16 protein-coding genes are annotated in these 25,751 nt (G+C 64.1%); 11 read left to right on the plus strand and 5 right to left on the minus strand.

What is annotated here, in order from left to right; genetic code table 11:
• The first annotated feature begins 179 nt into the window (after positions 1 to 179).
• The 5 genes from smc to def all read left to right on the plus strand — a co-directional run bounded on the left by smc (position 180) and on the right by def (position 9,101).
• Complete coding sequence (smc, locus tag ACP92_RS10780; protein ID WP_013234144.1) at positions 180 to 3,710, plus strand: chromosome segregation protein SMC; 3,531 nt, start codon at positions 180 to 182, stop codon at positions 3,708 to 3,710.
• Between the two features lie 393 nt (positions 3,711 to 4,103).
• On the plus strand, positions 4,104 to 5,429 hold the full coding sequence (locus ACP92_RS10785) for a cell division protein ZipA C-terminal FtsZ-binding domain-containing protein (RefSeq protein ID WP_013234145.1): 1,326 nt from the start codon (positions 4,104 to 4,106) through the stop codon (positions 5,427 to 5,429).
• A 23-nt stretch (positions 5,430 to 5,452) separates the two neighbouring features.
• Complete coding sequence (ligA, locus tag ACP92_RS10790; RefSeq protein ID WP_013234146.1) at positions 5,453 to 7,519, plus strand: NAD-dependent DNA ligase LigA; 2,067 nt, start codon at positions 5,453 to 5,455, stop codon at positions 7,517 to 7,519.
• 72 nt (positions 7,520 to 7,591) lie between these two features.
• Positions 7,592 to 8,482, plus strand: coding sequence for a UTP--glucose-1-phosphate uridylyltransferase GalU (gene galU / locus ACP92_RS10795; protein WP_041311770.1), 891 nt, complete (start codon positions 7,592 to 7,594; stop codon positions 8,480 to 8,482).
• Between the two features lie 82 nt (positions 8,483 to 8,564).
• Positions 8,565 to 9,101 (plus strand): peptide deformylase, encoded by a 537-nt coding sequence (gene def / locus ACP92_RS10800; protein WP_013234148.1) that lies wholly within the window; start codon positions 8,565 to 8,567, stop codon positions 9,099 to 9,101.
• Positions 9,102 to 9,177: 76 nt separating this feature from the next.
• On the opposite strand, the gene cphA is transcribed toward def, so the two are convergent.
• Both cphA and ACP92_RS10810 read right to left on the minus strand, forming a co-directional pair.
• Positions 9,178 to 11,751 carry a cyanophycin synthetase gene (gene cphA, locus ACP92_RS10805; RefSeq protein WP_013234149.1) on the minus strand — a complete coding sequence of 858 codons (2,574 nt, stop codon included), beginning with the start codon at positions 11,749 to 11,751 and terminating at the stop codon, positions 9,178 to 9,180.
• A gap of 69 nt (positions 11,752 to 11,820) precedes the next feature.
• The gene (locus ACP92_RS10810; protein WP_013234150.1) at positions 11,821 to 14,019 is read right to left on the minus strand and encodes a cyanophycin synthetase; all 2,199 of its coding nucleotides are present in this window, start codon (positions 14,017 to 14,019) and stop codon (positions 11,821 to 11,823) included.
• 671 nt (positions 14,020 to 14,690) lie between these two features.
• Between ACP92_RS10810 and ACP92_RS10815 the strand changes: the two genes are divergently transcribed.
• Positions 14,691 to 16,967: a cyanophycin metabolism-associated ABC transporter gene (locus ACP92_RS10815; RefSeq protein WP_013234152.1), complete on the plus strand. Its 2,277-nt coding sequence runs from the start codon at positions 14,691 to 14,693 to the stop codon at positions 16,965 to 16,967.
• A gap of 4 nt (positions 16,968 to 16,971) precedes the next feature.
• Complete coding sequence (locus tag ACP92_RS10820; protein WP_013234153.1) at positions 16,972 to 17,457, plus strand: cyanophycin metabolism-associated DUF1854 family protein; 486 nt, start codon at positions 16,972 to 16,974, stop codon at positions 17,455 to 17,457.
• Between the two features lie 73 nt (positions 17,458 to 17,530).
• Here ACP92_RS10820 and ACP92_RS10825 read toward each other — a convergent pair whose 3' ends face one another.
• The 3 genes from ACP92_RS10825 to map form a co-directional block, all read right to left on the minus strand.
• On the minus strand, positions 17,531 to 18,277 hold the full coding sequence (locus tag ACP92_RS10825; RefSeq protein ID WP_013234154.1) for a pseudouridine synthase: 747 nt from the start codon (positions 18,275 to 18,277) through the stop codon (positions 17,531 to 17,533).
• 104 nt (positions 18,278 to 18,381) lie between these two features.
• On the minus strand, positions 18,382 to 20,934 hold the full coding sequence (locus ACP92_RS10830) for a [protein-PII] uridylyltransferase (protein ID WP_013234155.1): 2,553 nt from the start codon (positions 20,932 to 20,934) through the stop codon (positions 18,382 to 18,384).
• A gap of 151 nt (positions 20,935 to 21,085) precedes the next feature.
• The gene (map, locus tag ACP92_RS10835) at positions 21,086 to 21,910 is read right to left on the minus strand and encodes a type I methionyl aminopeptidase (protein ID WP_013234156.1); all 825 of its coding nucleotides are present in this window, start codon (positions 21,908 to 21,910) and stop codon (positions 21,086 to 21,088) included.
• 351 nt (positions 21,911 to 22,261) lie between these two features.
• Here map and rpsB point away from each other — a divergent pair, with 351 nt between their 5' ends.
• The 4 genes from rpsB to frr all read left to right on the plus strand — a co-directional run bounded on the left by rpsB (position 22,262) and on the right by frr (position 25,722).
• Positions 22,262 to 23,002, plus strand: a complete 741-nt coding sequence (gene rpsB, locus ACP92_RS10840) for a 30S ribosomal protein S2 (RefSeq protein WP_013234157.1) — start codon at positions 22,262 to 22,264, stop codon at positions 23,000 to 23,002.
• Between the two features lie 137 nt (positions 23,003 to 23,139).
• Positions 23,140 to 24,027 carry a translation elongation factor Ts gene (tsf, locus tag ACP92_RS10845; protein ID WP_013234158.1) on the plus strand — a complete coding sequence of 296 codons (888 nt, stop codon included), beginning with the start codon at positions 23,140 to 23,142 and terminating at the stop codon, positions 24,025 to 24,027.
• Positions 24,028 to 24,328: 301 nt separating this feature from the next.
• A complete protein-coding gene (pyrH, locus tag ACP92_RS10850; protein ID WP_013234159.1) occupies positions 24,329 to 25,045 on the plus strand; it encodes a UMP kinase in 717 nt (238 codons plus the stop codon).
• A 116-nt stretch (positions 25,046 to 25,161) separates the two neighbouring features.
• Positions 25,162 to 25,722 carry a ribosome recycling factor gene (gene frr / locus ACP92_RS10855; protein ID WP_013234160.1) on the plus strand — a complete coding sequence of 187 codons (561 nt, stop codon included), beginning with the start codon at positions 25,162 to 25,164 and terminating at the stop codon, positions 25,720 to 25,722.
• Positions 25,723 to 25,751: the final 29 nt, after the last annotated feature.

Below are 25,751 nucleotides of genomic sequence, written 5' to 3' on the forward strand. Positions count from 1 at the left end.
TGCGAGTCGGTGCAGCGTCTTTTTCTTGCCCGCCGGGATAGGCCGGCCCCCTGTGCTGCTGCTTAAGGTGCAGGCCAGGAGCCGTTTTTGGTCTGGTACGGCGCTTGCGATGTTATGATACCGGCCTTTCCGGAAGCAAAATTCCTGCTTTCTCTTAATTGTATTAATTTGTCGATAACGTGCGTCTAACTTCCATCAAATTATCTGGATTCAAGTCCTTCGTCGAGCCTACGCATTTCCAGGTTCCGGGGCAGCTGGTAGGCGTGGTCGGACCGAACGGCTGCGGCAAATCCAACATCATCGACGCCGTGCGCTGGGTCCTGGGCGAATCCAAGGCTTCCGAGCTGCGCGGCGAGTCGATGCAGGACGTCATCTTCAACGGCTCCACCCACCGCAAGCCGGCCGGGCGCGCCTCGGTCGAGCTGGTGTTCGACAACTCTGCCGGCAAGGCCGCCGGCCAGTGGGGCCAGTACGCTGAAATCGCCGTCAAGCGCACGCTGACCCGCGACGGTACGTCCTCCTACTACATCAACAACCAGTCGGTGCGCCGACGCGACATCCAGGACATCTTCCTCGGTACCGGCCTGGGCCCGCGCGCCTACGCCATCATCGGCCAGGGCATGATCTCGCGCATCATCGAGGCGCGTCCTGAAGAGCTGCGCATCTTCCTGGAAGAAGCCGCTGGTGTGTCGAAGTACAAGGAACGCCGTCGCGAGACCGAGAATCGCCTGCACGACACCACCGAAAACCTGACGCGCCTGGAAGACATCTTGCGCGAACTGAACACCAACCTGGAAAAGCTGGAAGCGCAAGCCGCCGTGGCCAAGAAATTCCACGAGCTGCAGAACGATCAAGAAGAAAAGCAGAAGCTGCTCTGGCTGTTGCGCAAGAACGAAGCCAAGGCGGAGCAGGAACGCTTCTTCAAGGAAATCGAACGCGCCCAGATCGACCTGGAAGAGCAGACCGCCAAGCTGCGCCACGTCGAGACCGAGCTGGAGCACATGCGCCAGGCGCACTACGCCGCAGGCGACCGCCTGCACCAGGCGCAGGGTCACCTGTACCAGACCAATTCCGAGATCGGCAGCCTGGAAGCGCAGATCAAGTTCGTCATCGAATCGCGCAATCGCCTGCAAGCCCAGTTGAACTCCCTGGGCGCGCAGCGCGACCAGTGGCAGCGCCAGGGCACCCAGCAGCAGGAAGAACTGGCCGAGGCCGAGATCCAGCTGGAAGAATTCGGCATGCGCGTGGAGCAGGCCCAGCACGCCGTGCAGGACACCAGCGACCGCCTGCCTTCGCTGGAAGCAGCCTGGCGCGAGTCGCAGGTCAAGACCACCGAATCACGCGGCAAGATCATGCAGGTGCAGCAGCAGATCGAACTGCAATCGACGCACCAGCGCAATGCCTCCAACATCCTCTCCGGCCTGGCCGCACGGCGCGAACGCCTGATGCAGGAAAAGAACGGCATGGCCATGCCCGACGAGGTCCACCTGTCCAACCTGCGCATGCAGCTGGAAGAAAAGCAGGCCTCGCTGGAAGAGGCCAGCATGTACCTGGAAGAGGCGCAGGAGCAGTTGCCGCGCCTGGAAGAAGAGCGCCGCACTGCCCAGGAACTGGTCAGCAAGGAAACCTCGGCCAACGCCCAGCTGGAAGCGCGCCTGACGGCCCTGAAGCAATTGCAGGAAAGCGTGCAGGCCCAGGGCAAGGTGCAACCCTGGCTGGAAAAGCACGGCCTGGCCGAGCTGCCGCGCCTATGGCAGAAGCTGCACATCGAATCCGGCTGGGAAACCGCGCTGGAAGCGGTGCTGCGCGAGCGCATGTCGGCCCTGGAAATGTCCAACCTGGACTGGGCCAAGGCCTTCTTCAGCGATGCGCCGCCGGCCAAGCTGGCGCTGTACGCACCCAATGCCGGGCTGGCCCAGCCGGAAGCCCAGCCGGTGGCGGGCCTGAAGCCCTTCGTGACGCTGCTGCAACTGAACGATCCGGGCCTGCGCGCCCTGATGAACGACTGGCTCAACCACATCTACATCGCCGACGACACCGCCACCGCCTTTGCCGAGCGCGCCAAGCTGCCGCTGGGTGGCCTGTTCGTGACCCGCCAGGGTCATGTGGTGAGCAATTCCAGCGTGCGTTTCTATGCCTCCGATTCGGAGCAGGACGGCATGTTGGCGCGCCAGCAGGAAATCGAGAACATCACCAAGCAGCAACGTGCGCAAGCGATGCTGGCCGAAGAAGCCAAGGGCCGCGCCGTGCGCGCCGAGGCGGCCCTGTTGGCGGCCTCGCAGCGCCTGCAGGAACTGCGCCAGCGCGTCAACTCGCTGACCCAGTCGGCGCACAGCTTGCAGATCGAGGTGATGAAGCTGGCCGAGGTGCAGGAACGCTTCAACCAGCGCAGCACCCAGATCGCTACCGACCTGGAAGAAATCTCCATGCAGGAAGCCGAGCAGCAGCAGGTGCAGGCCGAATCCGAGGCCCGCTTCGAAGAGTTGGACATCGAACTGGCCGAGCTGCAGGAGCAGCACGAGAACGGCCAGACCGATTACCTCAACAAGGAACAGCAGCTCAACGACGCCCGCACCCGCCTGCGCGAGCTGGAACGCGCCGCCCAGGAAACCGAGTTCGCCGAAAAGTCGCATCGCAACAAGATCGAGGAATTGAAGCGCGGTATCGCTACCGCGCTGGAACAGGCCGCGCAACTGTTCGCCAGCATGCAGCAGGGCTCGCTGGAACTGGAAAGCCTGGACGACCAGGCTGCCCAGGCCGGCCTGCAGGAATTGCTGGACCGCCGCAGCGAGCAGGAACGCGCGCTGGCCGACGCCCGCCACGAACTGGACCAGCTGTCGCAGCAATTGCGCTCCCATGAAGAATCGCGCATGCAGGCAGAACGCAGCCTGCAGCCCCAGCGTGACCGCATCACCGAACTGCAGCTGAAGGAACAGGCCGCACGCCTGAACCAGGAGCAGTTCTCCGAAGCGCTGGCGCAGACCCAGGCCGACGAGGCCGCGCTGTCCGAAAAGCTGACCAGCGACATGCGCCCGTCCTACCTGCAAGGCGAAGTGACCCGCCTGACCAACGCCATTGCGGCGCTGGGGGCGGTCAACCTGGCTGCGCTGGACGAACTGGCCACCGCCTCCGAGCGCAAGCACTTCCTCGATGCCCAGCACGCCGACCTGAACGAAGCCATCACCACGCTGCAGGATGCGATCCACAAGATCGACATGGAAACCCGCGACCTGCTGCAGGACACCTTCGACAAGGTCAATCGCCACTTCTCGGAACTGTTCCCGGTGCTCTTCGGCGGCGGCCAGGCCAAGCTCATCATGACCGGCGACGAGATCCTGGACTCCGGCGTGCAGGTGATGGCGCAGCCGCCGGGCAAGAAGAACGCCACCATCCACCTGCTTTCCGGTGGCGAAAAGGCGCTGACCGCCACCGCGCTGGTGTTCTCCATGTTCCAGCTCAATCCCGCGCCGTTCTGCTTGCTCGACGAGGTGGACGCGCCGCTGGACGATGCCAACACCGAACGCTTCGCCAACATGGTCAAGCGCATGTCGGACCATACCCAGTTCCTCTTCATCTCGCACAACAAGATCGCCATGGAAATGGCGCAGCAACTGATCGGGGTGACCATGCAGGAGCAGGGCGTGTCGCGTATCGTTGCCGTGGACATGGAATCGGCGGCCAACTTCTCCAGCGCGGAGCAGGCAGCCTGACGGCCAGCGCGGTCGTTCCCCCGGCCTTTGTCGGCTTGACAAGGCGGGGGTGTGACCGTACCCTGAAAACCTTGTCGTCCAGCCCGGAGCAGGCGCTAGCCCCGCTGGAACAGCATTGATTGGGCCCCGACGGGCCATGGAAAAATAACAATATCTTGACCGCGAACCTGCCGTTTCTTCTTCGCCGGATGCGCCCGATTTCTCCCCTGGCTGGCTTGCACCAGTCCAGCCGGGCCGCATCGACGAAGCCCCGAACCGGCCGCAGCCGCGGTCCAGGCCTTATTGGATTGATAGGATTCGGACTTCTTCGATGAGCAGCTTTTCCCAGCCGACCAAGCCACGCGGCGCCGTTGACGGCGTCTTTCCGCCCGCCAGCCTGAAAGGTCGTGCAGCATGATGATGGATCTCCAGACCAGCCTGATCATTCTCGGCGGCGTCTTCGTCGCCGGTGTCATTTCCTACAACAAGTGGCAGGAACACAAGGCGCGCAAGACGGTAGAGCGCGCCTTTTCGTCGTCCCACGATGACGTGCTGATGTCGCCCGACGAGGATGCCCCCCTGGTCGAGCCCACGCTGGCGCCAGCTGCCGCCCCGGTGGCCGAACCTCGTGTCGAGCCGGCCGAAGCCGCGGTGACCGGCGAGCGCGCCGAGCCCTCGTTCTATGATGCGCCGGAACGCAAGCCGGTGTCGGCTCCCGTGAAGGCCTACCTTGATCAGGCTGAGTTTGAGCCGCGCGAACCCTTCCTCGGTGATGCACCGATGGCGGCCCCGACCCAGCCAGGCGATGCTGCCCTGACAGACGAGGTCCTGGCGCAAGCGCCGCAATCGACCGTGGCCCAGGTCATCGCCGGTGCGCAAGATCCGGTCGAGACTGCGCCGGCCTTTGCGCCCCCGCCTGAAATGCAGGCGCGCCTGGCCCCCAAGCGCGAGCTGCCGGTCGATGAACTGATCGACTGCAATATCCCCATCGCCCTGGACAACCCGCTGCGCGGCGACAAGCTGCTGCCGCTGCTGCAGAACCTGCGCCACGTTGGCAACAAGCCGGTGCATTTCATCGGCCGCACCCTCGAGGGCCAGTGGGAAGCCATCGCCCATGGCGGCGTCTACAACGCCTTGCTGGCCGGGGCGCAACTGGCCAACCGCAGCAATGCCCTCAACGAGATCGAGTATTCCGAGCTGGTCATGCGTCTGCGCGACCTGACCGATTCGCTCTCGGGCGAGCCAGAACTGCCGGACATGCCCGACGTCATCCGCACCGCCCAGGCGCTGCACCAGTTCATTGCCGACCACGATGCGCAACTGTCGGTGAACGTGCGCTCGCAAGGCGCGCCGTGGAGCCTGGCCACCCTGTTGGCCGCATTGACCCGGCAAGGCTTCGACCGCCGCACCGAGGGCTACCTGGTGATGCAGGATGGCGAAGGCGAGGTGCTCTTTGCGCTCTCTACCAACGCCACCCCCACCGACGAGACCACCGACCGCCTGACCCTGCTGCTGGACGTGCCGCGCGTGTCGCCGGCCCGCGATGGCTATGGCGCACTGGTGGCCTGCGCCCGCTCCCTGGCCCAGCGCCTGGGCGGGGTGATCGTCGACGACAGCGACCAGCCGCTCTCCGATGAGGCCTTGTCCGATATCGCCGAGCAGGTCGCGGCCTTCTACAGCGCCATGGAATCGGCCGAGATTCCGGCCGGTTCCACGCGCGCCCTGCGCCTGTTCAGCTAAGGCGCGTTTTTACCTCCTCCACGATGCCAGCAGACTTGTTTTCCGCCGGACGGCCCCCGCAAGGGGCGCCGGACTGGCTGGTGCGCGCCTTCGCGCTGCGCGCCGACCTGAATCGCCACAACTACAGCTACTACGTGCTGGACCAGCCCAGCATTCCGGATGCCGAATACGACCGGCTGTTCCAGGAATTGCAGGCGCTGGAAACCGCTCATCCCGAGCTGCTCACCCCGGACTCGCCGACCCAGCGCGTGGGCGCCGGCCCTTTGCCGCAGTTCGAGCCGGTCCGGCACGACATTCCCATGCTCTCGCTGGGCAATGGTTTCTCTGACGACGATATCGAAGCCTTCGACAAGCGCGTGCGCGATGGCCTGGAAACCCTGCAGGAAGTGCGCTACGCCACCGAGCTGAAGTTCGACGGCCTGGCCATCAGCCTGCGCTATGAAAACGGCGTGCTGGTGCAAGCCGCCACGCGCGGCGACGGCACCACCGGTGAGAACGTCACGGCCAATATCCGCACGGTACGCGCCATCCCGCTGCGCCTGCATGGCGAGGCCATCCCGCAGCTGCTCGATGTGCGTGGCGAAGTGCTGATGTACAAGGACGATTTCGCGCGCCTGAACCAGCGCCAGCGCGACGCCGGCCAGAAGGAGTTCGCCAACCCCCGCAATGCCGCTGCCGGCAGCCTGCGCCAACTGGATTCGCGCATCACGGCGCAGCGCACGCTGCGCTTCTTTGCCTATGGCATCGGCGTGCTGGAAGGGGCCGACATGCCGTCTTCGCACTCGGCTTTGCTGGACTGGTACCAGCAACTGGGCTTGCCCGTCTGCAAGGAGCGCGCCGTGGTCACGGGCGCGACCGGCTTGCTCGAATTCTTCCGTGGCATCGGCGCCAAGCGCGAGAGCCTGCCCTACGAGATCGACGGCGTGGTCTACAAGGTGGACCGGCTGGACCAGCAAAAGCAATTGGGCTTCGTCTCGCGCGCGCCGCGCTTTGCGCTGGCGCACAAGTTCCCGGCCCAGGAAGCCCTGACCGTGGTGCAGGACATCGAGGTGCAGGTGGGCCGTACGGGTGCGATCACCCCGGTGGCGCGCTTGAATCCAGTCTTCGTGGGCGGGGTCACCGTCACCAACGCCACCTTGCACAATGAAGACGAGGTGCGCCGCAAGGACATCCAGATCGGCGATACCGTCATCGTGCGGCGCGCCGGTGACGTCATTCCCGAGGTGGTGGCCTATGTGCCGGAGAAGCGTCCGGCCGATGCCCGCGCCTTCGTCATGCCGGCGGCTTGCCCGGTCTGCGGCTCGCCCATCGTGCGCGCCGAGGATGAGGCGGTAGCGCGCTGTTCGGGCGGCTGGCTGAAGTGCTCGGCCCAACGCAAGGGCGGATTGCAGCATTTTGCTTCACGTCGGGCCATGGATATTGAAGGCCTGGGTGAACAACTGGTCGAGCAACTAGTCGACAGGAAGGTGGTCAATACACCGGCTGACCTGTATCGCCTGGGCTTGTCGGCCCTGGCCGAACTGGACCGCATGGCCGAGAAGTCGGCACAGAACGTGCTTGATGCCTTGCAGAAGTCCAAGTCCACCACGCTGGCCCGTTTCATCTATGCGCTGGGCATCCGGCACGTCGGCGAGGCGACCGCCAAGGAACTGGCGCGGCACTTTGGCGGCCTCGACAAGATCCTGGCGGCAAGTGAAGCGCAGTTGCTGGAAGTGGCGGACGTGGGCCCGGTGGTGGCCACATCGATTCGCAGCTTCTTCGACGATGCCCTCAATGTCGAGCTGGTCGAGCAGCTGCGCGCAGTGGGCGTACACTGGCCGGAAAGCGCCGGTGTGGAGGCGGCGGCCAAGCACCTGGCTGGCAAGACCTTCGTGCTCACCGGCACCTTGCCCAACCTGTCGCGCGATGAGGCGTCCCAGCTCATCGAGGCGGCCGGCGGCAAGGTCACAGGTTCGGTATCCAAGAAGACCACCTATGTGGTCGCAGGCGCCGAGGCCGGCAGCAAGCTGGCCAAGGCGGAAGAGCTGGGCATCGCCATCCTGGACGAGGATGGGCTCAAGGCCCTGTGCGCCGAGCCGGTGGCGGACTAGGTTTACAATGCGTCCGGAAGCCACTTCCGGCAAGCCGGGCGCAGCAACAGATAATTTTCCCTCGGAGTCATGATGATCAAGAAGATCAAGAAAGCCGTTTTCCCCGTCGCCGGTCTCGGCAGCCGCTTCCTGCCGGCCACCAAGGCCCAGCCCAAGGAAATGCTGCCCATCGTTGATAAGCCGCTGATCCACTACGCGGTCGAAGAAGCGGTTGCTGCCGGCATCACCGAAATGGTGTTCATCACCGGTCGCAACAAGCGCGCCATCGAAGACCACTTCGACAAGGCCTACGAGCTGGAAAGCGAACTGGAAGCGGCGGGCAAGAAGAAGCTGCTGGAAATCGTCCAGAACGTGGTGCCCAAGAGCGTCAACTGCATCTTCATCCGCCAGTCCGTGCCGCTGGGCCTGGGCCACGCCGTGCTGTGCGCGCGTCCGGTGGTAGGTGAGGAGCCCTTTGCCGTGCTGCTGGCCGACGACTTCATGGATACCGACGCTGGCGTCAAGCCGGTGCTGGCGCAGATGACCGAGATCTACGAGCGCGAAGGCATGAGCATGCTGGCCGTGCAGGAAGTGCCGCAGAGCGATACCAAGCAATACGGCATCGTCAGCGCCACGCCTTACCAGCCCAACCTGGAGCGGGTCAACGCCATCGTCGAGAAGCCGGCGCCGGAAGAGGCCCCGTCCACGCTGGCCGTGGTGGGCCGCTATGTGCTCAACAACCGCATCTTCGACTACCTGGAAAACATCGGTCGCGGCGCTGGCGGCGAGATCCAGCTCACCGACGGTATCGCCAAGCTGATGCAGGCGGAATCGGTGCTGGCCTATCGCTACCAGGGCCAGCGTTATGACTGTGGTTCCAAGCTGGGTTATCTGAAAGCCACGGTCGCCATGGGCATGAAGCACCCCGAGACCGGCGCGGCCTTCAGCGAGTTCCTCAAGGATGTGGCCGGCAAGCAGGCCTGAGCCTGTTGAGCCTGTTGGCGCTGTGGTCCCTTCACAGCAGTGACGCCCGGCCGGTCCGGGCGTCTTTCATTGGAGTGCAATCATGGCAATACGCGAGATTCTGAAGATGGGTGATCCGCGCCTGCTGCGCCAGGCGCAGCCGGTGACGGAGTTCGGCACGCCGGAACTGGCGCGCCTGGTCGATGACATGTTCCAGACCATGCGTGCGGTCAATGGCGCTGGCCTGGCCGCGCCGCAGATCGGCGTGGACCTGCAGCTGGTGATCTTCGGCTTCGGCCAGAACCAGCGCTACCCGGACGCGCCGCCCGTGCCGGAAACCGTGCTGATCAACCCGGTCCTTACACCCTTGTCGGAGCAGGAAGAAGAGGGCTGGGAAGGTTGCCTGTCGGTACCCGGCATGCGCGGTGTGGTGCCGCGCTGGAGCCGCCTGCGCTACCAGGGCGTTGACCAGAACGGCGAGCCCATCGATCGTAGCGTGGAGGGCTTCCATGCCCGTGTGGTCCAGCATGAGTGCGACCATCTGCAGGGCATCCTGTATCCGATGCGCATCCGTGACTTCCGCCGGTTCGGCTTTACCGAGGTGTTGTTCCCGGAGCTTGACCCCAGTCAGGACGACTGAGTTCGCGCTACCGCCATGCAAAAAGGGCATCCCCGCCGCAAGACGGGGATGCCCTTTTTCACATGACGCGGCAGGCTCAGCTGCTTTCCTTGACGCGCGTGTCGATGTGGGCCAGTGCTTCTTCGACCTGGTCGATCAGGATCAGGCACAGGTCGCCCGGCTGCAGGGAACCGAGGGCCGTATCGATGGCCAGGAATTCGCCATTGATTTCCTTCACGTCGCTGGTGCGCGAAGCCTTGGACAGGCCCTGGCGCAGCAGCGCGATCACTTCGCCGTCTTCCCGGCCACGCTGGCACTGGTCCTGGTAGAGCACCACTTCGTCGAAGGCGTCGCCCAGCAGTTCGGTCTGGCGGGTGATGTCGACATCGCGGCGGTCGCCCGCACCGCTGATGACCACCGAGCGACGCTTGGCAGGCATGCTGTCGACGGCCTTGATGAGGGCCTGGATGGCGTCGGGGTTGTGGCCGTAGTCGGCGATCAGGGTCGCGCCCTTGTAGTCGAACAGGTTGAAGCGGCCCGGCGCGGTGCCGCTGTCGCTGATGAAGCTGGCCAGGGCGCCGGTGATCTGCTCCCAGTCCAGGTTCAGCGCCCAGGCCGCGCCCACGGAGGCCATCACGTTCTCGACCTGGAAGCCGATGGCGCCGGCGCGGGTCAGGGGGATGCCGGAGAGCTTCAGGCGTTTTTCGAAGCTGCCTTGCGCCGCCACGATGGCGTCGCCGTCGCGGTAGACGATGCGATGGCCTTGCGCGCGGTGCGTGGCCATGATGGGGTGGGTCGGGTCCAGCGCGAAGAAGGTCACCGCGCCAGGGCAGGAGGCGGCCATCTTGGCGACCATGGGGTCGGCTGCGTTGAGGACGGCGGTGCCGGTGGGCGCGACGTTCTCGACGATGACGCGCTTGACCACGGCCAGGTCTTCCACGGTGCTGATGTAGGACAGGCCCAGGTGGTCGCCCATGCCGATGTTGGTGACCACCGCCACGGCGCAGCGGTCAAAGCCCAGGCCTTCGCGCAGCACGCCGCCACGGGCGGTTTCCAGCACGGCGGCATCCACATCGGGGTGGAACAGGACGTTGCGGGCGCTGCGCGGGCCGCTGCAGTCGCCGGTATCGGTGCGCTGGCCGTCGATATAGACGCCATCGGTATTGGTCATGCCCACGCGCAGGCCGGTCTTGGCCAGCAGGTGGGTGATCAGGCGCACGGTGGTGGTCTTGCCGTTGGTGCCGGCTACGGCCACGACCGGGATGCGGCCATCGTCGCCATCCTCGTACATGGTCGAGACGATGGCTTCGCCGACATCGCGCGCCTTGCCGTACGAGGGCGAGAGGTGCATGCGCAGGCCGGGCGCGGCGTTGACTTCGACGATGCCGCCGCCTTGTTCTTCCAGCGACATGTGGACCGAGTTGCAGACCACGTCCACGCCGCAGATGTCCAGGCCCACCATTTGCGCTGCCGCGATGGCGCGGGCGGCCACATCCGGATGCACGTCATCGGTGACATCGGTGGCGGTGCCGCCGGTGGAGAGGTTGGCATTGTTGCGCAGGACCACGCGCACGCCCTGGGCGGGAATGGCTTCGGGGTCCAGGTTCTGGCCGGACAGCACCGACAGGGCGATGTCGTCCAGGCGGATCTTGGTCAGCGAGGTGGCGTGGCCGTCGCCGCGCAGCGGGTCGGCGTTGACCTGGTCGATCAACTGGCGGATGGTATGCACGCCGTCGCCGATGACTTGCGGCGGATCGCGGCGGGCGGCGGCCACCAGGGTCTTGCCGATCACCAGCAGGCGGAAGTCATGGCCGGGCAGGTAGCGCTCGACGATGACTTCATCGCTGATCAGGGCGGCGTTGTTGAAGGCGCGGGTGATCTGTTCCGGAGTGCTGATGTTGACTGCCACACCCTTGCCCTGGTTGCCGTCCAGCGGCTTGATGACCACCGCCGAGCCGATCTCTTCGGCGGCCTTGAGGGCGTCTTCCACGGTCTCGACCACGCGGCCGTTGGGCACCGGCACGCCGGCGGCGTGCAGCAGCATCTTGGTCAGGTCCTTGTCCTGGGCGATGGATTCGGCAATCGCGCTGGTGTTGCTGGTTTCGGCGGCCTGGATGCGCTTCTGGCGGCTGCCCCAGCCGAACTGCACCATGCTGCCCTGGGTCAGGCGGCGGAAGGGAATGCCGCGTTTGATGGCGGCATTGACGATGGAGCCAGTGGAGGGGCCCAGGCGCACGTCTTCATCCAGCTCGCGGATGCGGGTGAGGGTGGCGGTCAGGTCGAAGGGGGCGTCGGCCTGGGCGGCGCGCACCAGTTCCAGCGCCAGATCGAAGGCCAGGCGGCCGACTTCTTCTTCGCTGTATTCCACCACGACCTGGTAGATGCCGGTCTCGACGGTGGACACGGTGCGGCTGAAGGTGACCGGGCAGCCCGCCTGCGATTGCAGGCCCAGGGCGGCTGCGGCCAGCGCGTGGGCCAGCGAGACGACCTGCTTGCCGCCATCGGGTTCGAGGAAGCCGATCTGCGGGAAGCGGGCGCGCAGGCGCAGCTCGAAGCCGGGCATGTTGTCGATGACACGTTCGTCCTCCGGGCAGGAAACGATGGCCTCGATGGCAGTGTGTCTGCTCCAGAGATTGGGGCCGCGCAGGGCGCGAATGCGGGATACGTCCATGGACAAGTTTTCCTAGGTGTCTCTTGATCTTGATTCAGTCTGTGTTGCAATACCGGCCGGCGCGGCGGCTCAGGCGGCCTGGTTCTTGAACTTCAGGCCTTGCTCTTCGGCCCGCTCGGTGCCGAACAGCTCGATGCCGGCGCGGATCACCTCGGGGCTGATGCCCAGCGCCCAGGCGGCGCCGACGGCGGCCAGCACGTTCTCGACCTGGTAGGCCACGGCGCCGTTTTCGGTCAGCGGGATGGCGTCCACCGAGCTGACCTTGCACTGGCGTTCGCCTTCGGCCTGGATCAGGTCGCCACCGCGCAGGAACACGGCGCGGCCGCCTTCCTTCAGGTGGCTTGCCACCAGTTCCGAGGCCGGGTCGGTGCTGAAGAAGATGACTTCGCCATCGCACAGCTGGGCCATGTCGGCCACCAGCGGATCATCGGCGTTGAGCACGGCCGCGCCGTCCGGCAGCACCAGGTCGACCTGGGTGCGCTTGACCTTGGTGGCGATCTGTTCGGCGTTTTCGATGTAGAACTCGGGCAGGCTGTCGTTGGGGTCGATGTTGGCGACCACGCCGACCAGGCAGCGGTCATAGGCCAGGCCTTCGGCCAGGATGGCGGCGCTGCCGTTCTCGAACACGGCGGCTTCGACGGCGCGGTTCAGCAGCACCCGATGGGCAGCGTCCCAGTTGGCGCGGTTGCCGCGCTCGATCTGGCGTTCGCCGAAGTACAGGCCTTCACCGCAGGCCAGGCCGACGTGCTTGCCCGACAGGTGCACGATGCGTGCGATCAGGCGCGCGATGGTGGTCTTGCCGTGGGTGCCGGTGACACCGACGATGGGAATGCGGCCGTTTTCTTCCGGGCCGAACAGGTTGTCGATGATGGCTTCGCCGACCGGACGCGGCTTGCCGTCCGAGGGCTTGAGGTGCATCAGCAGGCCGGGGCCGGCGTTGACCTCGACGATGGCGCCGCCCTGGTCTTGCAGGGGGCGGGAGATGTCCTCGGCGACGATGTCCACGCCGGCGATGTCCAGGCCGACGATGCGCGCGGCCAGCGAGGCAGCGGCGGCCACGCTGGGGTGGACCAGGTCGGTGATGTCGGAGGAAACGTTGCCATTGCGCAGCAGCAGGATGCGGCGACCAGCAGCAGGGACTGACTCGGTGGTCAGGTTCTGGCGCTGCAGTTCCAGGACCGCCGCCGGTTCACGTTCCAGCAGCACCGGGTCCAGCAGGTGTTCTTCCAGCAGGCCGCGGCGCGGATCGCGGTTCAGTTCGTCCAGCAGGTCCTGCACGGTGGACTTGCCATCGCCGACGATGAAGATGGGCTCGCCACGGGCGGCGGCGGCCAGCTTGCCACCGACGATGAGCAGGCGGTGTTCCAGGCCCGGCACGAAGCGTTCGACCAGCACGCCGCTGCCTTCTTCCAGGGCGACCTTGTAGGCGGTCTCGATTTCCTCGCGGGTATTCAGGTCGATGAAGACGCCGCGGCCATGGTTGGCGTCGCAGGGCTTGACCACCACTGGCAGGCCGATGTCCTGGGCGGCTTCCCAGGCGTCTTCAGGGCTTTCCACCAGGCGGCCTTCGGGGACGGGCACGCCGCAGGTTTCCAGCAGCGACTTGGTCAGGTCCTTGTCGCGCGAGATGCCTTCGGCAATCGCGCTGGTCTGGTCGGATTCGGCCGTCCAGATGCGGCGCGACTTGCAGCCGTGGCCCAGCTGCACCAGGTTGCCTTCGGAGAGGCGGATGGTGGGGATGCGGCGCTCGTCGGCGGCGTCCACGATACAGGCCGTGCTGGGACCCAGGCAGAGGCGGTCGACCATGCGGCGCAGCTTGGAGAGGGTGGCGTCGAGGTCGTAGGGACGGTCTTCGATGGCGGCCATCACCAGGTCGCGGGCGGCATAGAGGGCGGCGCGGGTGACCGTTTCATGGCGGGCGCGCACCACCACCTTGTAGACGCCGCGCACATTGGTCTCGCGCGCCTTGCCGAAGCCGCCGGGCAGGCCGGCCAGGTTCTGCAGTTCCAGCGTCACGTGTTCCAGGATGTGGCCGGGCCAGGTGCCTTCGTGCAGGCGGCGCACGAAACCGCCGCGCTCTTCATAGCTGCAACGGTGCTCGATCAGGGTGGGCAGCCAGGTGGTCAGGCGGTCCGGGAAGCCCGGGATGGTGTTGGAGGGAAAGTCCTCCAGTTCGCCGATGTCGATCCACACTTCGAGGGCGGAGCGGTAGGTCCAGATGTTGGGACCCTTCAGGTTCAGGAAACGGAGGAATTCGATGTTTTTCATGTGTGGTGTGTGCCGCTTTAATGTGCTGCTAACAGTGCCGCTGGTATCGCTAATGCCGCTAATGCCGCTCAATCTGCCTGGGGCCGAGGGCCCGGCCCCCGCAAGCCGTCTCGCCGATGCCGCCGTCTTCCCTGGGACATCGCGCCAGCCAGAGGCTGTCCAACCCCGGGTTGGTCAGCACTCTGTCAGAATAGCGCATGGAACACTAACGCGCAGGACGGCGTTTGGTTTACTGGAAGTGACAGGCAGGCCATCAATTCTTTTGCTGGCAGGAAATCAGCGCCTGTGCCCGCGGCCTGACGTAGGACTGATCGGATCGATAGAATCGATAGGATCAGCTTGGCGGGGGCAGGGGGCGTAGGTCATGGGAAGGATGTGGGGATGGACGTGAACGTTATTGTCGCAGACTGTCCCGCACTCTGGGCAGTCCGGGCGCAAAAAACATGGGCGGCGCGCCTTTCCCGGGTCCGCAGGATGAGGAAAAGTGCGCTTGCGCTGGCGTCCAGGTGCACCATTTCGCAGGTTCTCGCGTTATCGGAGGAGCCGTGCAGGTGGGCAGTGCTGCGCTATAATCGCGCGCTGCCCGCTGGCGCAGGCAACAGGTCCGCAGAGACCTGCTCATCCATTACCTCTAGCCTCACCGCTCACATCGGGCCCAACGTTGCCGTTACATGACTACTGACTCACTTCCTTCCGCCCATACCAGCCTGCCCGAGCGCTGGCAGACGGAAATCGCCGCCCGCCTGGCTGCTGGCGAAACCGTGCTGGCCTGGCTGGAGCTGGATCTCGACGCCCAGCTGCAATTCAACCGTTCGCTGGTGCTGGCCACCGACCGCCGCCTGCTGGCCAGCCCGCCTGCGGGACAGGCGTGGCAGGAATGGGCTTATCGCCCCGATCTGCAACTGAAGCACCATGACCATGCCGGCGTCGGCACCCTGGAGCTCTGCGATGGCGCGGGACGGCTGGCGGCCTGGCGCTATACCTTGTCGCAGAATCCGCAGGCGCTGCGCCTGATCAAGTTGTTCGAGCAGCAACGTGACTTGCTGGCCTCGGGCGTGCAGGCCGAGGAAGAGGGCGATGTCTGCCCCAACTGCAAGGCCGTGCTGCCGGAAGGGCAGGAAACCTGTGCCATCTGTCCCGAGACCAAGGAAGCCCCGCCGTCCACCTGGGCGCTGTTCCGCCTGTCGCGCTTTGCCAAGCCCTACAAGGGCTCGCTGCTGCTGGGCTTCCTGCTGACGCTGGCCTCCACCGCCGCCACGCTGGTGCCGCCCTACATGACCATGCCACTGATGGACAATGTGTTGATTCCATTCCAGAACGGCGCACCCATCGATACCCACCTGGCCACGCTCTACCTGTCGGGCCTGCTGGGTGCGGCGGTGCTGGCCTGGGGGCTGGGCTGGGCGCGTACCTACATCTTGGCGCTGGTGTCCGAACGCATCGGCGCGGACCTGCGCACTACCACCTATTCCCACCTGCTGCGGCTGTCGCAGGAATATTTCGGCGGCAAGCGCACCGGCGACCTGATGGCGCGCATCGGCTCGGAAACCGACCGCATCTGCGTCTTCCTGTCGCTGCACCTGCTGGATTTCGCCATCGATGTGCTGATGATCATCATGACCGCAGCCATCCTGATCTCCATCAATCCCTGGCTGGCGCTGGTGACCTTGCTGCCGCTGCCCTTCATCGCCTGGATGATCCACGTGGTGCGCGACCGCCTGCGCCACGGTTTCGAAAAGATCGACCGCATCTGGTCGGAAGTGACCAACGTGCTGGCCGATACCATCCCCGGCATCCGCGTGGTCAAGGCCTTTGCCCAGGAAAAGCGCGAAGTGGCGCGTTTCCGCGAAGCCAACCGCCATAACCTGATGGTCAACGACCGGGTCAACAAGATCTGGTCGCTGTTCACGCCGACGGTGACCTTCCTGACCGAAGTGGGTCTGCTGGTGGTATGGGTGTTCGGCATCTGGCAGGTCTCCAGCAACCAGATCACGGTGGGCGTGCTGACGGCCTTCCTGGCCTATATCAGCCGCTTCTATACCCGCCTGGACTCGATGAGCCGCATCGTCTCGGTGACCCAGAAGGCGGCGGCGGGGGCCAAGCGCATCTTCGATATCCTGGACCACGTCTCCAGCGTGCCGGAGCCGGCCAATCCGGTGCACCTGGAAAAGGTGCAGGGCGCCATCGAGGTGCGCAACATCGGCTTCCGCTATGGCAATCGCGCGGTGATCCGCAACATGAGCCTGTCGATTGCACCGGGCGAGATGATCGGCCTGGTCGGCCACAGCGGTTCGGGCAAGTCCACCATGGTCAACCTGATCTGCCGCTTCTACGATGTCTCCGAAGGCGCGATCCGCATCGATGGCGTGGATATCCGCTCGTTGCCGATCTCCGAATACCGCCGCAACATCGGCCTGGTCTTGCAGGAACCTTTCCTGTTCTTCGGCACGATTGCCGAGAACATCGCCTACGGCAAGCCGGAAGCCACCCGCGAGGAAATCATCGCCGCCGCCCGTGCGGCCCATGCGCATGAATTCATCCTGCGCCTGCCGCAGGGCTATGACTCGCTGGTGGGTGAGCGCGGCCAGGCCTTGTCGGGTGGCGAGCGCCAGCGCATCTCGATTGCGCGCGCGCTGCTGATCGATCCGCGCATCCTGATCCTGGATGAGGCGACTTCCTCGGTCGATACGACTACCGAAAAGGAAATCCAGAAGGCGCTGGACAACCTGGTGCAAGGCCGTACCACGATTGCCATTGCGCACCGCCTGTCCACGCTGCGCAAGGCGGACCGTCTGGTGGTGCTGGACCGTGGCCAGGTGGTCGAGGTCGGCAACCATGAAGAACTGATGGCCCGCGAAGGGCATTACTACAAGCTCTACCAGGCCCAGGCGCGCAATCCTGAGGGCGAGGCCGAGGTCTCGGTGAGCGAAGAAGAGAAGGGCGAGTAAGACCATGAACACCCCAATGAACGCCCCCCAGTCCTTCACCCTGCAACGCAACAGTTTCGGCCGCCTGGTGCTGACCGATGCCGCGGGTGTGGCCCATGACAACGTGATCCCGGTGCGTGCATTCCCCATCACCTCGCCTGATCGGGGCATGTCCCTGGTCAGCAGCGACGGCCATGAGCTGGCCTGGATCGATACCCTGGATCAGCTCGACGCGCCCACGCGCGCGCTGGTAGAGCAGGAGCTGGCCAGCCGCGAATTCATGCCGGAGATCCAGCGCATCGTCAGCGTCTCCACCTTCGCCACGCCCAGCGACTGGACCGTGCAGACCACGCGTGGCACCACAACCTTCACGCTCAAGGGCGAGGAAGACATCCGCCGCCTGGCGGCGCCGGCGCTGCTCATTGCCGACAGTCACGGCATCCAGTTCCTGATCCGCGACCAGAAGGCGCTGGACAAGCACAGCCGCAAGATCCTGGATCGCTTCCTCTGATCCTTTTCGCACGCTGCAAAAGACAACGGCCCTGATGTGAATCAGGGCCGTTTCTTCATTCAGGCGAACGCGATCAGAATTTTTCGTCCGGCCGCAGATAGCGCCACTGTCCGGTCGGCAGTTCTCCGAGCTTGACGCCGCCGATACGCACGCGCTTCAAGCCGATCACCTTCAATCCGACCATGTCGCACATGCGGCGGATCTGGCGCTTCTTGCCTTCGCGCAGGGTGAAGCGCAACTGATCCTCGTTCTGCCACACCACCTTGGCCGGGCGCAGCGGCTTGCCATCCATGATGAGGCCGTGGTTCAGCCGCTTGAGATCGGATTCGGGCAGCTTGCCGGGGCGGGTGTATTGCACGCGCACCAGGTATTCCTTGTCGACCGCCGAATCCTCGCCGATCAACTGCTTGGCGATGCGGCCATCCTGGGTCAGCACCAAGAGGCCGACCGAATCGATGTCCAGCCGTCCGGCCGGCACCAGGCTCTTCAACTGGCGTGGGTGGAAGCGCATCTCGGTCTGGTCTTCGGCCCAGCGCGACTGTTCGTTGACCAGCACCACGGCGGGCTTGTAACCGTCTTCGGCCTGGCCGCTGACGTAGCCCATGGGCTTGTTGAGCAGGATGGTCACGCGCTGCGCCTGTTCGGCGCTGGCCTGGCGCTCCACCGTAACCTTCTGGTGCGGCAGCACCTTGCTGCCCAGGACCGACACCACGACGCCATCCACGCGCACCCAGCCTTTCTCGATCCACTCGTCGGCTTCGCGGCGCGAGCACAGGCCGAGTTCGGACATGCGTTTGGAAAGTCGTACGGGTTCAGTCATGGGGATTGCCTTGCGAAAAACGGAAGCCGGCCAGCGGCGAGGGTGAGATTGTACGGCCAAGCGGGGCCGCCGCGCCACCGCAGCAGCGGCCCCGCCGGCGTGGATCAGATGCGCAGGGTCTTGAGCAGATCGGTTTCCAGCAGGATCTGGTTGCGCGGCTGCGACAGGCCCGGACCATCGATGAGGAAGACGTCTTCCACCCGCTCGCCCAGGGTCATCACCTTGGCGGTATGCAGGTTGATCTTGTACTTGGCCAGCACGTTGGAGATCGAATAGAGCAGGCCGGCGCGGTCATTGGCCGAGATCGACAGCAGGTAGTACTGGCCGCGCTCGTCGGGGCGCAGGTCCACCGCCGGATTGACCGGGAAGGTGCGCGACAGGCGCGACAGTCGGGCCTTGGAGGGTGCCGGCAAGGGCTCTTCGGATTGCAGCAGCGCGCCCAGCTCGTGCTCGATCAGGTTGATGATGTCGCGGTAGTTCTTGGCGAAGACCGGGGCATTGATCAGGAAGGCGTCCAGCGCGTAATTGTTGCGGGTGGTGTGGATCTTGGCGTCGAAGATGCTGAAGCTCTTTTCGTCGAAGTAGCTGCAGATGCGGGCGAAGAGGTCTTGCCGGTCCGGCGTGTAGACCGCCACCTGCACCCCCTCGCCGATGGGCGCGAGGCGGCAGCGCACCAGCGGCACGGCGGTATCGACCTTGTCGAAGAAGCAGCGCGTCTGCCAGGCAATGTCGGAGGCGTCGTGGCGCAGGAAATAGGCTACGTCGAGCTGCTTCCACAGCTGTTCGTGGGCATCGGCCGGCAGGCCGTACAGGCGCAGGGTCTTGATGGCTTCCTGCTGGGTATTCTTGAGTTCGCGGTCGGCCGAAGGTTCTTCGCCGCCCAGCACGCGCAGGGTCATGCGGTAGAGATCTTCCAGCAGCTTGCCCTTCCAGGCGTTCCAGACCTTGGGGCTGGTGCCGCGAATATCGGCCACCGTCAGCAGGTAGAGCGCTGTGAGATGGCGCTCGTCCTTGACCAACTGGGCGAAGGCGGTGATGACGTCGGGGTCGGACATGTCCTGCTTCTGCGCCACATGCGACATGGCCAGGTGCTGCTCCACCAGGAAGACGATGAGATCGGTGTTTTCCGGCGAAATGCCATGCTGGACGCAGAAGGCGCGGGCGTCAGCCATGCCCAGCTTGGAGTGGTCGCCGCCGCGGCCCTTGGCGATATCGTGGAAGAGTGCAGCCACGTAGAGCACCCAGGGCTGGGCGAAGTTGGCCATCAGTTGGCTGCAGAAGGGGTATTCGTGGGCGTGTTCGCTCATGGTGAAGCGGCGCACATTGCGCACCACCATCAGGATGTGCTGGTCCACCGTGTAGACGTGGAACAGGTCGTGCTGCATTTGGCCGACGATCTGGCGGAAGTTGGGCAGGTAGCGTCCCAGCACGCTGGTGGCGTTCATGCGGCGCAGCGCGTGGGTGATGCCGCGCTTGCTTTGCAGGATCTGCATGAACAGCCGGTGGTTCTCGGGATTGTTGCGGAAGGCGTTGTCGATCTTGAAGCGGGCATGCCAGAGCGCGCGCATGGTGCGGGCCGACATGTCCTTGAGCTCGGCATGCTGGGACAGCACCAGAAACACTTCCAGCATGGCCGAGGGCGTCTCTTCGAAGACATGGTCGTGGGCGATATCGACAAAACCGTTGACCTCATTGAAGCGCTCGTTGATCTGGCGCGGCACGGCTTGCTGCGGGAAGAGGTGCGCCTCGATGTTCTGCAGCAGGATGGTGTTGAGTTGGGTGACTGCCTTGGCGGCCCAGTAGTAGCGCTGCATCAGGTATTCGCTGGCGCGCCGGGTGTCGGTGGTCTTGAAGCCGAAGGTTTCGGCGATCTGCGTCTGGATGTCGAACACCAGGCGGTCTTCGCGGCGATCGGTGAGGATGTGCAGGCGGATGCGGATGTCCTTGAAGGCGCGTTCCTTCTGGCGCAGCTGGCGCGCTTCGGTGGAAGTGAGCATGCCGTGTTCGGCCAGTTCGCTCCAGGAGTGGCCCAGGCCGGCCGCCTTGGCCACCCACAGGATCACCTGCAGGTCACGCAGGCCGCCGGGGCTTTCCTTGCAGTTGGGTTCCAGGCTGTAGGGCGTGTCTTCATATTTCACATGACGCTGGCGCATCTCCAGCGTCTTGGCCTGGAAGAAGGCCAGCGGGTCCAGGGCGGCCTGGTAGCGTTCCTGCAGCTGCTTGAACAGGGCGCGGCTGCCGGTCACCAGGCGCGCTTCCAGCAGGCTGGTCTGTACCGTGATGTCGGCGGCGGACTCGTCCAGGCATTCATCGATGGTGCGGATGCTGTGGCCGATCTCCAGGCCGATGTCCCAGAACAGCTGCACCAGCGATTCCAGCTTCTCTTTCTTGCCGGCGTCCGGCGCCTTGTCCAGCAGGATCAGCACGTCCACGTCGGAATGCGGGAACAGTTCGCCGCGGCCATAGCCGCCCACGGCCACCAGTGCGGCGTTGCCGGACATGCCCAGGGCCTCCCAGGCCTGGGTGAGGGCCTCATCGACGGTGCGGCGCAACTGCGCCAGCAACTGCTCGGTCTTGTGGTTGGACTGGAACACCTCGATGGCCTGCTGGCGCGCAGCCTTGAGTTGTTTCTTGAGCGTGATGGCGAGAGTGGGCATCGTTGGAATCGATCAATGAAGGCAGGGCCGGGCGGGGCCGCTGGAAATGAACAGGGCCGCATCCCCATGCGGCCCCATGCCCTTAGCAGGTTTCATGCCGGAAGCCGTGTGCAGGGTCGCCGGCGTCACGGTCTTGCTGCGCCAGTCCGGTTCAGGCTGCGGCGGTGGCCTGGTTCTGGATGAAGGCCGGCGGCGCCGGCATGCCTGGTGAGACGGTCAGCACTTCGAAGCCGGTTTCGGTGACCAGCACCGTATGTTCCCACTGCGCCGAGAGGCTGCGATCCTTGGTCTTGATGGTCCAGCCGTCGCCCATTTCGCGGATTTCGCGACGGCCGGCGTTGATCATGGGTTCGACCGTGAAGATCATGCCGGCTTCCAGCTTTTCCAGCGTGCCGGGGCGGCCGTAATGCAGCACCTGCGGTTCTTCGTGGAAGACCTTGCCGATGCCATGGCCGCAGAATTCGCGCACGACGCTGTAGCCGGCCTTTTCCGCGTGCTGCTGGATGACATGGCCGATATCGCCCAGGTGTGCGCCCGGCTTGATCTTGGAAATGCCCAGCCACATGCATTCGTAGGTGATCTCGGTGAGGCGGCGCGCCAGGATGGAAGGTTCGCCCAGGAAGAACATGCGGCTGGTGTCGCCGTGGTAGCCATCCTTGATGATGGTGACGTCGATGTTGAGCACGTCGCCGTTCTTCATCACCTTGTCGCCCGGGATGCCGTGGCAGATCACATCGTTCAGGGAGGTGCAGATGGCCTTGGGGTAGGGCGTGTAGCCGGGCGGGCAGTAGTTCAGCGGCGCCGGGATGCTGCCTTGCACATTGGTCATGTACTCGTGGCAGAGGCGGTCGATCTCGCCGGTGGTCACGCCCGGTTTCACGAAGGGGGTGATGTAGTCCAGCACCTCGGCGGCCAGGCGGCCGGCTACGCGCATGCCTTCGATGTCTTCGGCGGTCTTGATGGTGATGTTGCCCATGATGAATCGCAATTCGCTAGAAAATCGTCAAGACGAGATTATAGACGACGGGGTTGGTTTCTGTTTTGCCGTCTCCGGCCCGCGCGGTCAGGCTTGTGAAGGGTTTCGCCATCCGGGTTCATGTGCTACTTGAACAAAGTGACGGGGTCGAGTAGAATGCCGGGCTGATCTGAAAACCACAGGTCAGACGCCGAAATCAGGTATGCGGAATGTATGCGAATGATTCTTCATGTCTTTTTGGCAATGTTTGTAGAAAATATCTTTTGAAACGCGAATCCGTTCGCTAAAAGGGTGTCTGGCTGCATGAGCCGGATGACCGAGCGGATTCCAGACCTAACCCTGGAGAAATTCATGTCCGTTACCATGCGCGAAATGCTGGAAGCCGGTGTCCACTTCGGTCACCAAACCCGCTTCTGGAACCCCAAGATGGCCCCCTTCATTTTCGGTCATCGCAACAAGATTCACATCGTCAACCTGGAAAAGACCCTGGGCATGTACCAGGAGGCGCAGAAGTACGTGCGTCAACTGTCGGCCAACCGCGGCACCATCCTGTTCGTCGGCACCAAGCGTCAAGCCCGCGAAATCCTGGCTGCTGAAGCACAGCGCGCTGGCGTTCCCTACGTTGACCAGCGCTGGCTGGGCGGCATGCTGACCAACTTCAAGACCATCAAGACCTCGATCAAGCGCCTGAAGGACATGGAAGCTGCTGTCGAAGACGGTTCGGTCGAGAAGCTGTCCAAGAAGGAAGCCCTGCTGTTCAGCCGTGAGCAGGAAAAGCTGCAAAAGGCCATCGGCGGCATCAAGGACATGGGCGGCATTCCTGACGCCATCTTCGTCATCGACGTCGGCTACCACAAGGGCGCCATCACCGAAGCCGCCAAGCTGGGCATCCCGGTCATCGGCGTGGTCGATACCAACCACTCGCCCGAAGGCGTCACCTACGTGATCCCGGGTAACGACGACTCCGCCAAGGCGATCGCTCTGTACGCTCGCGGCATGGCTGACGCAGTCCTGGAAGGTCGCGCCAACGCCGTCAACGACGTGGTTGAAGCAGTCAAGGGCGACGAATTCGTCGAGGTCGAGCAGGCTTGATTCTGCTCTTCCGGTAGTACGGTAGTAGAAAAAGGGGTGACAGCGGGTAGTGACGCAGTGGCCCCTTTTTTTTGATTCAATTTTCGAGTTTCAGGCATGCCGCCACAGGCGGGATGCCCCCAAGTCAGGAGAAAAGTATGGCGGCAATTACCGCAGCAATGGTGGGCGATCTGCGCGCGAAGACCGACGCGCCGATGATGGAATGCAAGAAGGCGCTGACCGAAGCCGATGGCGACATGGCCAAGGCCGAAGAGATCCTGCGCGTCAAGCTGGGCAGCAAGGCTTCCAAGGCCTCTTCCCGCATCACCGCAGAAGGCGTGATCTCGACCTACATCGCCGGCAACGTCGGCGCGCTGGTCGAAGTGAACTGCGAAACCGACTTCGTGACCAAGAACGACGAGTTCATCGGTCTGGTCGAAGCCGCCGCCAAGCTGGTGGTCGAGCAGAATCCCGCTGACGTGGCTGCCCTGGGCGCCTGCAAGCTGCCCGACGGCAAGACCCTGGAAGAGCTGCGCACCGAACTGATCGGCCGCATCGGCGAGAACATGTCCTTCCGCCGCTTCCAGCGCTTCGAAACCTCGGCCAAGCTGGCTTCCTACCTGCACGGCACCCGTATCGGCGTGATCGTCGAATTCGACGGCGCCGACGAGCAAGTGGGCAAGGACGTGGCCATGCACATCGCCGCCATGAAGCCGGTCGCCCTGTCGGCCGAGCAAGTGCCGGCCGACCTGATCGAGAAGGAACGCTCGGTCGCCGCCCTGAAGGCTGCTGAATCCGGCAAGCCTGCCGACATCGTCGCCAAGATGGTGGACGGCTCGGTGCAGAAGTACCTGAAGGAAGTGTCGCTGTTCAACCAGGCTTTCGTGAAGAACGACAAGCAAAGCGTCGAACAGATGCTCAAGGCTGCCAACAGCACCGTCAAGTCGTTCGCCATGTACGTGGTGGGCGAAGGCATCGAGAAGAAGCAAGACGACTTCGCTGCTGAAGTGGCAGCGCAAGTGGCTGCAGCAAAACAAGCTCAGTAAGCGTCGCAAGAAAAACGGGCCGAGAGGCCCGTTTTTTTAAGCTGGTCCCGGAACTTTCCCGGGCGCTCGCATCTACAGTCAAGGTCGTGCTCCAGCCTCTGGCTTGTGGCAGGCAGATCAAGGCGGCAGGTGTGAAGGTGCAGCAAATGCAGCAAGTGCAATAACAATCGGGCGCAGCAGTACCCATCTCATGTGTCCAGGCATCCTCCCGGCGACGAAAGCGCGCCGTTTCGTCATGACGGGAGTGCGTGCGGATGCGTCAACAAGCAATTCAGAATCGGAAAGAAAACGGAGCCCTGCAATGACAACACCTGCTTATAAGCGCGTACTCCTCAAACTCTCCGGCGAAGCACTGATGGGCGACGACGCCTACGGTATCAATCGCGCGACCATCGAACGCATGGTCGCGGATGTAGCAGAAATCAGCAAACTGGGCGTGGAACTGGCTATCGTGATCGGTGGCGGCAACATCTTCCGCGGCGTGGCGCCGGGCGCCCAGGGCATGGATCGTGCGACCGCCGACTACATGGGCATGCTGGCCACCGTGATGAACTCGCTGGCCCTGGCTGACGCCATGCGCCAGGCCGGCCTGACGGCCCGCGTGATGTCGGCCATCGGCATCGAACAGGTGGTCGAGCCCTACGTGCGCCCCAAGGCGCTGCAATACCTGGAAGAGGGCAAGATCGTGGTCTTCGCCGCCGGTACCGGCAATCCCTTCTTCACCACCGACACCGCTGCGGCCCTGCGTGGCTCGGAAATCGGCGCCCAGATCGTGTTGAAGGCCACCAAGGTCGACGGTGTCTACACCGCCGACCCCAAGAAGGACCCGTCGGCCACCCGCTACCAGTCGATTTCCTTCGACGAAGCCATCGCCAAGCACCTGCAGGTGATGGATGCGACCGCCTTTGCGCTGTGCCGCGACCAGAAGCTGCCGATCAAGGTGTTTTCCATCGTCAAGCCAGGCGCTTTGAAGAGCGTGGTCATGGGGGATGACGAGGGAACGCTGGTCCACGTCTGAGCATCGTTGCTGCGCAGAAACCGGCCTCAGGCCGGCCATTCCCGTTTACAATGCCGGTCTTTCAGGCATTTGCCATCAAGACAAGCCAAGTTATTGCATCAAGTTAGGAGAGCAGCATGAGTGTCGCTGACGTCAAGAAGAATAGTGAACAAAAGATGGCCAAGTCCATCGAGACCCTGAAGGCCAACCTGGCCAAGGTCCGCACCGGCCGCGCCCATACCGGCCTGCTGGACCAGGTGATGGTGGACTACTACGGCTCGCCGACCGGCCTGTCGCAGGTCGCCAACCTGACCCTGATCGATGCCCGCACCATTGGTGTGCAGCCCTACGAGAAGAAGATGGTGGCCGTGGTCGAGAAGGCCATCCGTGAAGCTGACCTGGGTCTGAACCCGGCCACCCACGGTGAGCTCATCCGCGTGCCGATGCCGCCGCTGACCGAAGAACGCCGCAAGGAAATGGTCAAGCTGGTCAAGGGCGAGGCGGAAGACGCCAAGATCGCGGTGCGCAACATCCGTCGCGAAGGCAATGAAAGCCTCAAGAAGCTGGTCAAGGACAAGGTGGCCTCGGAAGACGACGAGCGCCGTGGCCAGGACGAGATCCAGAAGCTGACCGACAAGTTCGTCGCCGAGATCGACAAGCTGGTCTCGGACAAGGAAAAGGAAGTGATGACGGTGTAAGCCGTTGGCAGCTCCTGCGCGGTCCCTGG

The sequence above is a fragment of the Herbaspirillum seropedicae genome (assembly GCF_001040945.1).
GTDB lineage: Bacteria > Pseudomonadota > Gammaproteobacteria > Burkholderiales > Burkholderiaceae_D > Herbaspirillum > Herbaspirillum seropedicae.

Coding starts and splice junctions, on each gene's coding strand:
- ACP92_RS10785 (WP_013234145.1), top strand. CDS start 4,104: ATGATGATGGATCTCCAGACCAGCCTGATCATTCTCGGCGGCGTCTTC.
- ligA (WP_013234146.1), top strand. CDS start 5,453: ATGCCAGCAGACTTGTTTTCCGCCGGACGGCCCCCGCAAGGGGCGCCG.
- galU (WP_041311770.1), top strand. CDS start 7,592: ATGATCAAGAAGATCAAGAAAGCCGTTTTCCCCGTCGCCGGTCTCGGC.
- def (WP_013234148.1), top strand. CDS start 8,565: ATGGCAATACGCGAGATTCTGAAGATGGGTGATCCGCGCCTGCTGCGC.
- cphA (WP_013234149.1), bottom strand. CDS start 11,751: ATGGACGTATCCCGCATTCGCGCCCTGCGCGGCCCCAATCTCTGGAGC.
- ACP92_RS10810 (WP_013234150.1), bottom strand. CDS start 14,019: ATGAAAAACATCGAATTCCTCCGTTTCCTGAACCTGAAGGGTCCCAAC.
- ACP92_RS10815 (WP_013234152.1), top strand. CDS start 14,691: ATGACTACTGACTCACTTCCTTCCGCCCATACCAGCCTGCCCGAGCGC.
- ACP92_RS10820 (WP_013234153.1), top strand. CDS start 16,972: ATGAACACCCCAATGAACGCCCCCCAGTCCTTCACCCTGCAACGCAAC.
- ACP92_RS10825 (WP_013234154.1), bottom strand. CDS start 18,277: ATGACTGAACCCGTACGACTTTCCAAACGCATGTCCGAACTCGGCCTG.
- ACP92_RS10830 (WP_013234155.1), bottom strand. CDS start 20,934: ATGCCCACTCTCGCCATCACGCTCAAGAAACAACTCAAGGCTGCGCGC.
- map (WP_013234156.1), bottom strand. CDS start 21,910: ATGGGCAACATCACCATCAAGACCGCCGAAGACATCGAAGGCATGCGC.
- rpsB (WP_013234157.1), top strand. CDS start 22,262: ATGTCCGTTACCATGCGCGAAATGCTGGAAGCCGGTGTCCACTTCGGT.
- tsf (WP_013234158.1), top strand. CDS start 23,140: ATGGCGGCAATTACCGCAGCAATGGTGGGCGATCTGCGCGCGAAGACC.
- pyrH (WP_013234159.1), top strand. CDS start 24,329: ATGACAACACCTGCTTATAAGCGCGTACTCCTCAAACTCTCCGGCGAA.
- frr (WP_013234160.1), top strand. CDS start 25,162: ATGAGTGTCGCTGACGTCAAGAAGAATAGTGAACAAAAGATGGCCAAG.